The sequence below is a fragment of the Amycolatopsis sp. NPDC047767 genome (genome assembly GCF_040704195.1).
Lineage (GTDB): Bacteria > Actinomycetota > Actinomycetes > Mycobacteriales > Pseudonocardiaceae > Amycolatopsis.
The window spans coordinates 74,310-87,015 of sequence record NZ_JBEYSJ010000022.1; the positions used below are offsets into that span (position 1 = coordinate 74,310).

The 12,706-nt window shown below is 70.7% G+C and carries 14 protein-coding genes; 7 read left to right on the top strand and 7 right to left on the bottom strand.

All coding sequences use genetic code 11. The annotated features are described in order from the left end of the window. Window positions 1-146 precede the first annotated feature (146 nt). Window positions 147-743 carry a nitroreductase family protein gene (locus AB0878_RS32505; RefSeq protein ID WP_366584026.1) on the top strand — a complete coding sequence of 199 codons (597 nt, stop codon included), beginning with the start codon at window positions 147-149 and terminating at the stop codon, window positions 741-743. 117 nt (window positions 744-860) lie between these two features. Next, window positions 861-1,538, top strand: coding sequence for a hypothetical protein (locus tag AB0878_RS32510; RefSeq protein WP_366584027.1), 678 nt, complete (start codon window positions 861-863; stop codon window positions 1,536-1,538). 52 nt (window positions 1,539-1,590) lie between these two features. On the opposite strand, the gene AB0878_RS32515 is transcribed toward AB0878_RS32510, so the two are convergent. Further along, complete coding sequence (locus AB0878_RS32515) at window positions 1,591-1,971, bottom strand: hypothetical protein (RefSeq protein ID WP_366584028.1); 381 nt, start codon at window positions 1,969-1,971, stop codon at window positions 1,591-1,593. 244 nt (window positions 1,972-2,215) lie between these two features. On the opposite strand from AB0878_RS32515, the gene leuA reads away from it, so the two are divergent. Together leuA and AB0878_RS32525 are read left to right on the top strand one after the other, a co-directional pair. Further along, entirely contained in the window at window positions 2,216-4,003 is a 1,788-nt protein-coding gene (gene leuA / locus AB0878_RS32520) for a 2-isopropylmalate synthase (protein ID WP_366584029.1), read from the top strand. Window positions 4,004-4,010: 7 nt separating this feature from the next. After that, window positions 4,011-4,982 carry a YafY family protein gene (locus AB0878_RS32525; RefSeq protein ID WP_366584030.1) on the top strand — a complete coding sequence of 324 codons (972 nt, stop codon included), beginning with the start codon at window positions 4,011-4,013 and terminating at the stop codon, window positions 4,980-4,982. Here AB0878_RS32525 and AB0878_RS32530 read toward each other — a convergent pair. Beyond that, on the bottom strand, window positions 4,973-5,872 hold the full coding sequence (locus AB0878_RS32530; RefSeq protein ID WP_366584031.1) for an SDR family oxidoreductase: 900 nt from the start codon (window positions 5,870-5,872) through the stop codon (window positions 4,973-4,975). The two genes, AB0878_RS32525 and AB0878_RS32530, sit on opposite strands and share 10 nt — an antisense overlap. 129 nt (window positions 5,873-6,001) lie before the next feature. Between AB0878_RS32530 and AB0878_RS32535 the strand changes: the two genes are divergently transcribed. Then, on the top strand, window positions 6,002-6,550 hold the full coding sequence (locus tag AB0878_RS32535) for a DedA family protein (RefSeq protein WP_285971814.1): 549 nt from the start codon (window positions 6,002-6,004) through the stop codon (window positions 6,548-6,550). Window positions 6,551-6,612: 62 nt separating this feature from the next. Here the strand turns inward: AB0878_RS32535 and AB0878_RS32540 are convergent, their stop codons facing one another. Further along, entirely contained in the window at window positions 6,613-7,518 is a 906-nt protein-coding gene (locus AB0878_RS32540; protein WP_366584032.1) for a LysR family transcriptional regulator, read from the bottom strand. An 88-nt stretch (window positions 7,519-7,606) separates the two neighbouring features. On the opposite strand from AB0878_RS32540, the gene AB0878_RS32545 reads away from it, so the two are divergent. Further along, window positions 7,607-8,515, top strand: coding sequence for an EamA family transporter (locus AB0878_RS32545; RefSeq protein ID WP_366584033.1), 909 nt, complete (start codon window positions 7,607-7,609; stop codon window positions 8,513-8,515). Here AB0878_RS32545 and AB0878_RS32550 read toward each other — a convergent pair. Then, entirely contained in the window at window positions 8,498-9,646 is a 1,149-nt protein-coding gene (locus AB0878_RS32550; protein ID WP_366584034.1) for a YbfB/YjiJ family MFS transporter, read from the bottom strand. The genes AB0878_RS32545 and AB0878_RS32550 overlap by 18 nt on opposite strands. A gap of 90 nt (window positions 9,647-9,736) precedes the next feature. Between AB0878_RS32550 and AB0878_RS32555 the strand changes: the two genes are divergently transcribed. Next, a complete protein-coding gene (locus AB0878_RS32555) occupies window positions 9,737-10,309 on the top strand; it encodes a TetR/AcrR family transcriptional regulator (protein ID WP_366584035.1) in 573 nt (190 codons plus the stop codon). Here the strand turns inward: AB0878_RS32555 and AB0878_RS32560 are convergent. The 3 genes from AB0878_RS32560 to AB0878_RS32570 all read right to left on the bottom strand — a co-directional run bounded on the left by AB0878_RS32560 (window position 10,306) and on the right by AB0878_RS32570 (window position 12,637). After that, window positions 10,306-10,947, bottom strand: a complete 642-nt coding sequence (locus tag AB0878_RS32560; RefSeq protein WP_366584036.1) for a DedA family protein — start codon at window positions 10,945-10,947, stop codon at window positions 10,306-10,308. The two genes, AB0878_RS32555 and AB0878_RS32560, sit on opposite strands and share 4 nt — an antisense overlap. Before the next feature lie 107 nt (window positions 10,948-11,054). Beyond that, window positions 11,055-12,251 carry a DUF6596 domain-containing protein gene (locus tag AB0878_RS32565; RefSeq protein ID WP_366584037.1) on the bottom strand — a complete coding sequence of 399 codons (1,197 nt, stop codon included), beginning with the start codon at window positions 12,249-12,251 and terminating at the stop codon, window positions 11,055-11,057. Next, the gene (locus tag AB0878_RS32570; protein WP_366584038.1) at window positions 12,248-12,637 is read right to left on the bottom strand and encodes a YciI family protein; all 390 of its coding nucleotides are present in this window, start codon (window positions 12,635-12,637) and stop codon (window positions 12,248-12,250) included. Before AB0878_RS32570 ends, AB0878_RS32565 begins: the two co-directional genes overlap by 4 nt. Between the last annotated feature and the right edge of the window lie 69 nt (window positions 12,638-12,706).

Below are 12,706 nucleotides of genomic sequence, written 5' to 3' on the forward strand. Positions count from 1 at the left end.
GCCGACCGCGCTCGCCACTCAATCGAGTGGCGGCGCACACCGATCGAGGGTGTGTCGGAAGTAAATCTTCCTTAACACCACCGAAATGTTCGAAGCCCTTCCTCCGGAGTGATGGAGAGCACTCCCTCCGTACTACGGTGCGGGACGTGCGCAAACCCGCCGAGACGAGCGTCCCCGTGATCCCGGCCGTCGCCGAGCGCTGGAGCCCCCGCGCCTTCGACGCGACCGCCGAGGTGTCCCCGCAGGAACTGACCACCTTGCTGGAGGCCGCGCGCTGGGCGCCGTCCTTCGGCAACACCCAGCCCGCGCGCTACCTCGTGGGACGGCGCGGCGACCCCACGTTCGCCCGGATCCTGGCCGCGTTGAACAGCGGCAACCAGGCGTGGGCCTTCCGCGCGGGCGTGCTGCTCGTCGGCGTGATGGTGACCACCAACGAGAAGGGCGACGTCCCGTACGCGGAGTACGGGCTCGGCCTGGCGACCGAGAACCTGGTGCTGCAGGCCGTGGAGCTCGGCCTGATCGCGCACCAGATGGCGGGCTTCTCCGCCGACGCGGTCCGCTCGTCGTTCGGCCTGCCCGACGGCGCCGTGCCGCGCGTGGCCATCGCCGTGGGCCACGCCGCCGAGGCCGAGGTGCTGGAGGACGAGCGGCGTATCGAGCGGGAGCTCAAGCCGCGCCAGCGCATTCCGCTGAGCGAGTTCGCGTTCAGCGGGGAATGGGGCACGCCGGCGTTGGGTGACTGACGCACTGATCGCATTCGCTTCGCACCGCTAAGTAATGCCGCTCGATCGGGGAACCGCTGATCGGGGCACCGCATCGAAGCCGGCAACACACTGGGTGGACACGAGGAGAGAACGATCATGCGTAGTCGTGTGCTGGCGGTCCTGGGGGTCTCCGCGGCGGTACTGGCGCTGGCCGGCTGTGCGGGTGAGACGAACGGCACGCCTTCGGCCGCGGGCGGTGCCCCGGCGCAGCAGCAGAGCCAGAGCACCAGCGCGACCGAGGCGAGCACGGAAGCGCCGCCGAGCGCGCAGCAGAACTCGTCGTCGGCCGGCGGTTTCACGCAGCAGGGCACCAAGCTGAAGCTCGGCGAGAAGGCGATCGTGCCGTTCAAGTCGGAGGGCAAGACGGGCTCGATCGGCGTCACGGTGAAGTCCATCGACAAGGGCGCCGAGGCCGACCTCGCGCCCCTCGACCTGGGCGACAAGGCGAAGGGCATGACGCCGTACTACGTGCGCGTCACCGTCTCGAACGAGAGCGGCACGGACTTCTCCTACAGCTCGCTCGGGCTCATGAACGCCCTGCTCCCCGACGGCTCGGAAGCGCAGGGCGTGTCGGTGATCGGCACGTTCGACAAGTGCGACAGCGGCGACGCGGGCAAGGACTTCACCACGAAGGGCGCCACGTACGAAAGCTGTGTGCTCGCGGTGGCGCAGGCCGGCACGACGGTGACCGGCGCGTCGTACGACGAGGGCGACTACAGCGACCAGGCGCCGGGGACGGACTACGGCAGCAAGCCGATCACCTGGCAGAGCTGACCCGGCGCGAACGGGCCGTTCGCGCCACGGCGGGAACGGCCCGTGACCGCGGTCAGGAAGAGAGCCCGCCGCCGATGCGGCGGAGGATCTTCGCGACGATCCCGGACACCACGAGCCAGAAGATCGCCGCGATGCCGTAGTTGACCAGCACCCTGAGTTTCGCGTCACTCGGGGTGAAGAGGTCCTTGAAGCCGATCGAGAGGCCGTCGGCCCAGCTCCGGACGAACGAGACGATTCCGTTGTCCGGATTGGCCTCGCCGACGGTGAAGATCACGTGCAGCACGAGGATCGCGGCGAAGATCAGCCCGACCCACCGCACGAGCGTGGCGAGGAAGGAAAACGCCTGCTCACGGGTGCGTCGCCAGTCGATCTCGGCACGCTTCGGCCGTGGCTCGGTTTCCGCCTCAGGTGTCTGTTCGGCGTGCTCGCCCATGCCCGGCAGTCTGACACGTCACACCCCCGCCCGCTACCCGCTGGTAACACCCGACGGGCACCGGACGTAACAGTTCGATCGCGGAGGTGACTTCACAACGGCCGCGTTCCGTGGTTAAGGTGACCTCGTGGCGCGTGCTCTCCTGCTTCGCTGCCGCGACGGGGCCTGACCAGACCGGCTCCTCGTCGCGGGGCTTTGTGGTGCCGGTCGTATGCACCCACCTCGTCAGGAGACGTCTTCACCCATGGCCACGAACGACCCCCGTACGAATACCTCCCGCGTCCGCACGCCCTCGCGCCCGGCGCCCGCGGACCAGCCCCGGTGGAACCCGCAACGCGGCACTTCGATGCCCGTCCACCGCTACAAGCCCTGGTACGAGCTGATCGAGAACATCGACCTGCCCGACCGCACCTGGCCCTCGAAGCGCATCGAGCGGGCGCCGCTGTGGTGCGCGGTGGACCTGCGTGACGGCAACCAGGCCCTGATCGACCCGATGTCGCCGGCGCGCAAGCGCAAGTTCTTCGACCTGCTCGTACGCATGGGCTACAAGGAGATCGAGGTCGGGTTCCCCGCCGCGTCGCAGACCGACTTCGACTTCGTCCGCGAGATCATCGACGAGGGCGCGATCCCGGACGACGTGAGCATCCAGGTGCTGACGCAGTGCCGTCCGGAGCTGATCGAGCGCACGTTCAAGTCGCTCGAGGGCGCGCCGCGCGCGATCGTGCACATCTACAACTCGACCTCGATCCTGCAGCGCCGCGTGGTGTTCCGCGAGGAGCGCGAGGGCATCAAGAAGATCGCGACGCAGGGCGCGGAAATGGTCCTCGAGCTGGCCGCGAAGCAGCCGGACACGGACTTCCGCTTCCAGTACTCGCCCGAGTCCTACACCGGGACCGAGCTGTCGTACGCGCTCGAGGTCTGCAACGCCGTCACCGAGATCTGGCAGCCGACGCCGGAGAAGCCGGTGATCCTGAACCTGCCGGCGACCGTCGAGATGGCGACGCCGAACGTCTACGCCGACTCGATCGAGTGGATGAGCCGCAACCTGGAGCGCCGCGACTCGGTGATCCTGTCGCTGCACCCGCACAACGACCGCGGCACCGGCATCGCCGCCGCCGAGCTGGGTTACCAGGCCGGCGCGGACCGCATCGAGGGCTGCCTGTTCGGCAACGGTGAGCGCACCGGCAACGTCGACCTCGTCGCGCTGGGCATGAACCTGTTCAGCCAGGGCATCGACCCGCAGATCGACTTCTCGGACATCGACGAGATCAAGCGCACCGTCGAGTACTGCAACCAGCTGCCCGTGGGCGAGCGCACGCCGTGGGGCGGCGACCTGGTGTTCACCGCGTTCTCCGGCAGCCACCAGGACGCGATCAACAAGGGTCTCGACGCGCTGAAGGACGCGGCCGACAAGGCCGGCGTGCCCGTGGACGACTACCCGTGGGAGGTCCCGTACCTGCCGATCGACCCGAAGGACGTCGGCCGCACGTACGAGGCCGTGATCCGCGTGAACTCGCAGTCGGGCAAGGGCGGCGTCGCCTACATCATGAAGGCCGAGCACCAGCTCGACCTGCCGCGGCGCCTGCAGATCGAGTTCTCCAAGGTGGTCCAGGCCTACACCGACACCGAGGGCGGCGAGGTCGACCCGGCCACGATGTGGAACGCGTTCTCGAAGGAGTACCTCGAGCCGCGCACCCCGCTGGAGCTGGTGCGCCAGCGCGTGACCGACAACGGCGGCGGCGAGTACGACATCGAAGCCACGGTGACCGTCGACGGCGACGAGCACGACATCACCGGCCGCGGCAACGGCCCCATCGCGGCCTTCTTCGACGCCCTGTCCACCGTCGGCTTCGACCTGCGGCTCCTGGACTACAGCGAACACACCCTGACCCCGGGCGACGACTCGCGCGCCGCGTCGTACATCGAGTGCGCGATCTCCGACCGCGTGTTCTGGGGCGTGGGCATCGACCCGTCGATCGTGACGTCGTCGCTGCGCGCGGTGGTGAGCGCGGTCAACCGGGCGAACCGCTGACGTTGTCTTGAAAGCTGAGAGGCTGGTCGCGCTGCTGTTCACCCTGCAGCGCCGCCGCAGCGCGACCGCCTCCGAGCTCGCCGCCGAACTGGGCGTGTCCGAGCGGACGATGCACCGCGATCTGGCGGCTTTACGCGACTCCGGCGTTCCACTGTGGACAGAACAGGGGCGGCACGGCGGCTACCGCCTCGTCGACGGCTGGCGGGCCGGACTCGACGGACTGACCGCGCGGGAAGCCGTGGCGCTGTTCGCTTTGGGAGCGCCGGAAGCCTTGGCGGGGCTGGGGCTGGACACCGCCGGCAGCGCCGCCCGGGCGAAGATCTCGGCGGGGATGCCGACGGAACTGCGCGACCACGCGGCGTTGGTGGCCGGGCGGTTTCACCTCGACGCACCGGGGTGGTTCGGCGGCGCTGACCAGCCTGCTTGTCTTGCGACCGTCTCGCGCGCGGTCTGGACCCAACGCCGGCTCGCGATTTCCTACCAGCGGCGCGACGGCGTGGCGGAGCGAGCGCTGGAGCCGTTGGGGCTCGTGTTGAAGGCGGGCGTCTGGTACCTGGTGGCGCGGATCGAGAACACCTACCGCACGTATCGCGTCTCCCGGATCCTCACCGCCGAGGAACTCGCCGAGACCTTCGACCGTCCAGCCGATTTCGACCTCCCGACCTGGTGGCGCACTTCCTCCGCAACCTTCGAACAGGTCTCCCGCCCCGTGCGCGTACGGGCCCGCCTGAACCGCCTCGCCGTCCGCGAACTTCGCCGCGTCTTCGGCGGCGAACACCTCGCCGATACCGTCCTCTCCCTGACCGACCCGGACTCCGACGGCTGGGCGTTGGCGGAACTCGCGCTGGAGGGCGGCGAAATCGCGCTCGGCCAACTGGTGGCGTTGAGCCCCGGCATCGAAGTCCTCGACCCACCTGAACTCCGCGCGGCCCTGGCCGACATCGGCACCGAACTCGCCGCCCTCAACGCTCAGCGGTAGCCAGTCACATCTGCGGGCTTGCCGGCGTCCGCCACTTCCACCAGGTAGCGCCACGCGTCCGGGCGGCTGCCGTCCACGTCGTCGATCGAGTAGGCCTGGGCGAGCTGGCCGCTGCTCACCGTCTGGCCGGACCACCGAGCGCGGTCCGGGTCGGCGGCGAGCGCGGCGATGGTGCGGCCGCAGAACGTCGGGGATTCGGAGACGGCGAAGTGCGGCACCTTCGCCTCCGCGTCGTGCCAGTTGGACTCCGTGACGCCGTACGCCTCCAGCATCGCTTCCGAGCGGAGCCAGCCCGGGGTGAACGCAACGGCCGTGCAGCCGAACGGGGCCAGCTCGGCCGCCTCGCCGATGGCCAGCGGGTGGGCCGAGGACTTCGCCAGGTAGAACGGCAGCGACGTCCCCTCCCGATACCGCGCGTTGTACGACGCGGTGCCGTCCGTCAGCTCCACCACCAGGCCGCCCGGGCGGTCGATCATCAGCGGCAGCAGGTGGTGGCTGGTGATGAGGTGCGCGTCGATCGCCAGGCGGATCATGCGCAGGCCCGCGTCCAGGGAGTGTTCCCAGACGGGTTTGCCCCATTCCAGGTGGCGGTCGCCGCCCCAGAGGCCGTTGACGAGGATGTCGAGGTGGTCCAGACGAGAGGCCAGGGCCGCGACCTCGGCGGGCACCAGGTGGTCGACGCGAACGGCCTCGGCCTGGCCGCCCGCCGCCACGACCAGAGCCACCGTGTCCTCGATCGTCTCCGGACGGTCCACTTCGGACCGAGCGGAGCCCGACGTCCGGCCGGTCACGTAAACGAAGGCCCCCGCCCGTCCCAGCTCAACGGCGATCGCGCGGCTCGCACCCCGCGTGCCGCCCGCGACGAGGGCGATCTTTCCCGAAAGGTTCATGCGGACCACCGTCGCGGTTAACCATGACACCCGCTGTCATGGTTAACCCAAGCTGTGTGCCGCCTGTGCCTTGCTGTGAGTACTCGGTGAACGGGACTCATCCGCCCGCGCACGACGGTTAATGGGAGTGTGGACGCAACGACGGCAGGGCTCGTGGTGCTGTTCGTCGTCTCGCTGGTGCCCCTGCTGCCCACCGAGGTGACGATCCTCGGCATGGGCATCGCGGCCGCGCAAGGCGGGACGTCGCTGGCCGTGGTGATCGCCGTCGCCACCGCCGGGTGCCTGGTGGGCGACCAGGCCCTCTACGCGCTGGGCCGCTTCGGCGGCGCCCGCGTGCTGGAACGGCTCAGCCGGCGCCGCAAGATGGCCGCCGGCCTGGCGTGGCTCGACGGCCGACTCCAGCGCCACCCGCGCCCGATCCTGGTGCTGGCCCGCTGGCTGCCCTCGGGTGGCACGGTCGGCGCACTGCTGGCCGGCTCGCTGCGCTGGCCCATGGGCGAGTTCTTCAGCGCCTCGGCGATCGGCATCACGCTGTGGACGTCGTACGTCGCCTTCCTCGGCTACGCCGGCGGCGAGCTCATCGACGAACCGGTGGTCAGCATGCTGCTCTCCTTCGGCGTCGCGACGCTGCTGGGCGTGGCGATCACGTTCGGCGTCCGCCGCGGAGCGCGGAGCTAACCGGTCAACGCCGCCACTTCCGCCCGTAGCTAACCCGTCAACGCCGCCACTTCCGCCCGTAGCTAACCCGTCAACGCCGCCACTTCCGCGCGCAGCTGGGCGATCACCGTCGCCACCGCGGGCCGCGACAACGCACCCCGCCGGCACACCACCTCGACCAGCCGCGCGGCGCGGATCCCGGCCAGCGGACGGCCGACCAGACCGCTGCCCCGCCGCGTGTCCATCGTGTAGCGCGGCAGCAACGCGATGCCGTGCCCCGCCGCGACGAGCCGTTCGGTGATGCGGAAATCGTTGATGCGCTGGACGATCTGCGGCCGCACCCCCGTGCGCACGGTCAGCGACCGCAGCACGTCGTCGACCGGGAACCCGTGGTCCACGGAGATCCAGCGTTCGTCGGCGAGGTCCGCGAGGTCCACCCGGCGCCGCCGCGCCAGCGCGTGCCCCGCCGGCAACGCGACGTCCAACGGCTCCCGCAGCAGCGGCACCACCTCGAGCCGGTCGGAGGTGAACTCGCCGGCGTGCTCGTCCCGGTGCGTCACGACCACGTCGTAGTCCGCGACCAGCGCCGGGACATCCGAAGGCGTCATGTCGACATCACGCACGTCCACCTCCAGACCGTCGAACTCCGCGACGCGCGTGAGCAGCCCCGGCAGCAGCATCAGCCCCGCCGACTGGAAGATCGCGATCCGCACCCGCCCGCGCGGCGCACTTCGGTACGTGTCGAGCTCGGATTCCGCGCGATCCAGCGCCGCGAGCACCTCGTCGGCGCGTGCGACGAGCGCCCGGCCGGCGTCGGTGAGCCGCAGGCCACGGCCATCCGGCTCGGTCAGCGGCAGGCCGACCTCCGACTGAAGCGCCCGCAGCTGCTGCGACACCGCCGAAGGGGTGCAGTGCAGCGCCCTCGCCGCGGCCGTCACGCTGCCGCGGTCCGCGAACTCCCGCAATGTCCGGAGTCTTCCGAGGTCCACGATGTCCAGCTTATGTGAAGCACGGCTACAGGGTCAGTGCAGTTTTTCTCGCTGGTCCTTCACGGTCCGCGGCTGCACAGTGGAGGTCATGCCCGCACGTGACCGTCTCCTCGCCGTGCTCGTCGCCGTGCTGTGGGGCTGCAACTTCCTCGCCATCCACGCCGCCCTGGGCCAGTTCCCGCCGATGTTCGCCGGCGCGCTGCGGTTCGCGCTGATCGCGATCCCGACGATCCTGTTCGTGCCGTGGCCCAAGGTGAAGCTGCGCTACCTGCTCGGCTACGGCCTCGGGTTCGGCACGGGCCAGTTCGCGTTCCTGTTCGTCGCCATGGATCTCGGCATGCCGACGGGCCTGGCTTCGCTGGTGCTGCAGGCGTCCGCGCCGTTCACCGTGCTGCTCGGCGCCGTGCTCCTGCGCGAACGCGTGTCCGGGCGCCAGCTCACCGGCATCCTGCTGGCCGTCGCCGGCATGACGGCGATCGCGTGGCAGCAGTCGTCCCACGCCGCGCTGCTGCCGGTGATCCTGACGCTGCTGGCCGCGCTGAGCTGGGCGTTCGGCAACCTCGCGGTGCGCCGCGCGACGCCCGACAACCCGCTGCACCTCATGCTGTGGATGTCCGTGGTGCCGCCGCTGCCGATGCTGGCGCTGTCGTTCGTCTTCGAGGGCCCGACGGCCGGCTGGCACTCCCTCACGACACTCGGCACCACCACCGGCCTGATCGGCGTCGCGGGCATGGCGTACGTGATCGCGTTCGGCACCGTCGTCGGCTCCGGCATCTGGACGACGCTGATGAAGCACCATCCCGCCGGCGTCGTCGCGCCGTTCTCGCTGCTCGTGCCGGTGGTCGGGCTCACCGCGTCGTACTTCGTGCTCGACGAGGTGCCCACCGTGCTCGAGATCGTCGCCGCGGCCGTGGTGATCGGCGGGGTGCTGCTGGGAAGCCTGCGGCGCAAACCCGTCGAGCTGCCCGACGAAGACCTGCTACCCGCGGGGACCTGAGCCCGGCGGGGCGAGGCGCGCGTCGAGCTGGCTCCACGCGACGAGCGCCACCAGCCCGGCCAGCCCGAACACCGCCGCCAGGCCGATCCCGGACGCCGCCGCACCGGCCAGCGGCGACGCGGCGGTCTGGCCGACGCCGAGGCCGACGAACGACCAGGTCACGCCCCGTGCCGGGCGCGTGGGGAACAGCCGGGCGGCCCACAGGATGCACAGCCCGGTCAGCGCCATGTAGGTGCTGCCGAACAACGCACTGGAGACGAGTGCGCCGGCGAGACCCGGCGTAGGCAGGGCCAGGAGGGCGAGGCCGGCCGCCGCCAGCGTCCACGTGACCAGGTTGGCGGCCCGCAGCCCGACGCGCTCGGCGGCCCGCCCGGCCAGTCCGCCGAGCAGCCCGGCCACGCCGATGGTGAACCAGCACCAGGTCGCCGCGGTCGGGCTCAATCCCGACGCGGTGAGGCGGGAGCTGGAGAAAGTCCAGTACGGCGCGCTCGTCACCCCGATGAGGACGGAGTTGACCACGAGCGGGACCAGGCCGTGGACCGGCACGGGAATCTCGGCGGCGGCTGCGGGCGTTCGCGGCAACGTCCGCCAGGCCAGCACCGTCATCGCCGCGGCGAGCACGGCGAAGCCGGCCCAGATCGAGGGCCAGCCGAAGGCCAGCAACGGCGTGAACGCCGACGCGGCCAGCCCGAGCCCGGTCCCGGTGTTGGCCCAGGTCTGGGCCCGGACCCGGTGGCGCGCCCCGACCGTTTCCCCGATCAGCTGCGCGACACCGGGCGAGACCAGACCCGCGCTGCCGCCCGCGAGCACGATCCCGGCGCCGAACACGGCCACGTTCGGTGCAGCCGCCATCAGTCCGAGCCCCACCCCCGCCAACGCCCCGGCCAGCAGCACGGTGCCGCGCGCGGACCGCGTGGCCGTGCGCAGGGACAACAGGAGCCCGACGCCGTAACCCGCGGTGGACAGTCCGCCCAGCACGCCGACGCCGACGGTCGTGAGCCCGAACGTCTCGCCGAACCGGGGCACGAACAGCCCGTAGGCATAACGCGCGAAGCCGTAGCAGAGCGCGATCACGCCGGCGCCGACCGCGGCGGTGGACCACCACCGTGCGGTTGTCTGCTCACTGACCATCAGCGCAACCAAACAGACAGGTCTGTCTGTTGTCAACCGATGCTAGAGTCTGGACTGGTCAAAGCAGAGACCCAACAGTCTGGAGGAGACGTGAGCCGGACCCGGCCCGGCGACGCGGGAGCCAAAGTGCTCAAGGCGGCGTCGACGTTGTTCTACCGCGACGGCATCCACGCCGTGGGCGTCGACACCGTGGCGGCCGAGGCCGGCGTGACGAAGGCCGCGCTCTACGGCAACTTCGGGTCGAAGAGCCGGCTGGTCGTCGCCTACCTGCGGGAACGGGACCGGCAGTGGCAGGAGGAGATCGACCGCATCACGGCCGCGCACACGGATCCGGCGCAGCGGGTGCCGGCGGTGTTCGACGCCTACGAAGCCTGGCTCTCCCGCGACGGCTACCGCGGCTGCGGCTTCCTCAACGCCACCTCGGAGTTCCCCGACCCGGCCGATCCGGTGCGCGAAGTCGTCCGTCACCACAAGACGGCACTGCACGGCTACCTGCTGACGCAGCTCCACCGCATCAGGGCGGAGCACGCCGAAACCCTGGCCGACGAGCTGATGCTGTTGCTGGAGGGTGCCGCCGTCACGTCCGTGGTCACCCAGGCCTCCCGGCCGTTCCACACGGCGAAGCGGCTCGCGGCGACGCTGATCTCACCGCCGGCGAACTAGGCGACCGCGTCGTCCTTCTGCTCCGCCTGGGCCTCGTGGTTACGCGACATGCGCCGCTTCAGAACCAGCGTCACGACCACGCCGATCACCACCGCCGCGCCGAGGCCCGCCCACTGGAAGCCCTTGAGCCACTTGTCCGCGACCACACCGAGGTAGTAGATCAACGCGGTGGTGCCGCCGGCCCAGACGATGCCGCCGAGCGCGTTGGCGATGAGGAAACGCGGGTAGTGCATGTTCAGCGACCCCGCGAGCGGGCCGGCGAGGATGCGCAGCACGGCGACGAAGCGGCCGAAGAACACGGCCCACATGCCGCGTTTGTGGAACATCCGTTCCGCGTTCGCGATGTGCTGTGGACCGAAGTGTTTGGGGAACTTCCGGCCGGCCCAGTCGAAGAGGCGTTTCCCGCCCTTGCGGCCGATCAAGTACCCGATGCTGTCGCCGATGATGGCGCCCGCGCTGGCCAGGACGCCGATCCACAGCGGGTTGAGACCGCTGTGCGAAGACGCGAGCAGCGCGGCACTCACGAGCACGATCTCGCCGGGCAGCGGGATGCCGAGGCTCTCGACCATCACGACGAGCCCCACCAGGAGGTAGACCGACAGCGGAGGGATCGCCTCCAGCACGTGGTCGATGTTCACTGCCCCTACCCCCTGCGGCTTGCCGGTTTTGTGCCTGCACTTCGCAGACTACCGGGGCCCTCGTGCGCGGGCGTCACCCTTCAGTCGGGGGTGGGGTCCGACTTGAGTCAGGGTTTTCCGTACATATCGGACGAAGCGCGCGCTTCGAGGTGCCGGCGCTCAGGCAAGCTCAACGTCCGCCGCGCCGCCGCGGCGTAGTACTCCCGGGCGGCGTCGAGATCACCCGCGAGCTCCAGCAGGTGCGCGCGGACGACGTCGACGCGGTAGTGATCCGGCGGCTCCGACGCGTCGAGCTCGGCCAGCGCGACGGCCGGGCCCTCGACCATCGCGAGCGCCACGAGCCGGTTGAGCGTCACCATCGGTCCGGGCGCGACCTGGCACAGCAGGTCGTAGAGCAGCAGGATCTGCGGCCAGTCGGTGTCCTCGGCCGAAGGCGCCTCGTCGTGGACGGCGGCGATCGCGGCCTGCAGCTGGTACGGACCGACGGGCGCGGTCGCGAGCGCGTGGGTGATCAGCGCAGTGCCCTGGGCGATGGCGCCGGCGTCCCACCGCGACCGGTCCTGCTCCGCGAGGGGGACCATCGTGCCGTTCTCGCCGAGCCGCGCGGCCCGGCGTGCGCCGGTGAGCAGCATCAACGCCAGCAGGCCGGTGACCTCGCCATCGTCGGGGAGCTCGGCGTGCAGCTGCCGCGTGAGCCGGATGGCCTCGGCGGTGAGCTCCACGCGGTCGACGGCCGAGCCGGCGCTGGCCGTGTGGCCCTCCGTGAAGATCAGGTACAGCACCTGCAGCACCGCGGCGACGCGAGCGGGCCGTTCGTGCTCCGGCGGCAGGCTGAACGACGTGCCTTTCACCTTCTGCTTCGCGCGGCTGATGCGCTGGCCGATCGTCGGCTCCGGCACGAGGAACGCCCGCGCGATCTCGGCCGTCGTCAGGCCGCCGACCGCGCGCAACGTCAGCGCGACCTGCGAGGGCCGCGTCAGCGCCGGGTGGCAGCAGAGCAGGAGCAAGGTGAGCGTGTCGTCCACGGCCGGCGCCGGGTCCGGGTCGGGTGGCGCCAGCGCGGCCACGGTCTCCTCACGCCGGTGCCGGGCGGAGTCGCTGCGCCACAGCTCGATCCGCCGCCGCGAAGCCGTGGTGATGAGCCACGCCTTGGGGTTGTCCGGCACGCCGTCGCGCGGCCACTGCACAGCCGCGGCGAGCAAGGCCTCCTGCACGGCGTCCTCACACGTGTCGAACCCGCCGTAGCGGCGCACGAGCGCGGTGAGGACCTGCGGCGCCAGCTCGCGCAGGAGGCCCTCGATCACAGGTCGCCCAGGTCGAAGTCCACGTCGCCGGTCAGGCCCATCACGGGCCGGACCTCGATCGTCGCGTATGGCGCCTCCGGGATCCGCGCCGCGATCTCCAGCGCGCGGTCCTCGGAGTCGCAATCCAGCAGGTAGAACCCGGCGAGCTGCTCCTTGATCTCCGCGAAGGGCCCGTCGGTGGTGCTCACCTGGTCGTCGCGCACGATGACCTGCTTCGTGAGCTCCGGCGCGGCCAGCCGCTCGGACACGATGCGCTCGCCGGAGCCGTCCAGGCCGTCGTTGAACTCGACGTACGCCCGCAGGCCCGCGGCCTTCTGCGCATCGCTCATCCCCGCCCACGCCGACCGGGACGCCGGGTTGCCGTAGATCAGGACCAGGTACTTCATCGGGTGCCTCCTCGAAATCGTCGTCACCCGGGATGTCGAAGCCACGCGGACGGCTTCGACGTCCCCCGT

Excerpts from the sequence above, each read along its gene's own strand:
- AB0878_RS32510 (WP_366584027.1), top strand. The coding sequence starts at position 861 with ATGCGTAGTCGTGTGCTGGCGGTCCTGGGGGTCTCCGCGGCGGTACTG.
- AB0878_RS32515 (WP_366584028.1), bottom strand. The coding sequence starts at position 1,971 with ATGGGCGAGCACGCCGAACAGACACCTGAGGCGGAAACCGAGCCACGG.
- leuA (WP_366584029.1), top strand. The coding sequence starts at position 2,216 with ATGGCCACGAACGACCCCCGTACGAATACCTCCCGCGTCCGCACGCCC.
- AB0878_RS32530 (WP_366584031.1), bottom strand. The coding sequence starts at position 5,872 with ATGAACCTTTCGGGAAAGATCGCCCTCGTCGCGGGCGGCACGCGGGGT.
- AB0878_RS32545 (WP_366584033.1), top strand. The coding sequence starts at position 7,607 with ATGCCCGCACGTGACCGTCTCCTCGCCGTGCTCGTCGCCGTGCTGTGG.
- AB0878_RS32550 (WP_366584034.1), bottom strand. The coding sequence starts at position 9,646 with ATGGTCAGTGAGCAGACAACCGCACGGTGGTGGTCCACCGCCGCGGTC.
- AB0878_RS32570 (WP_366584038.1), bottom strand. The coding sequence starts at position 12,637 with ATGAAGTACCTGGTCCTGATCTACGGCAACCCGGCGTCCCGGTCGGCG.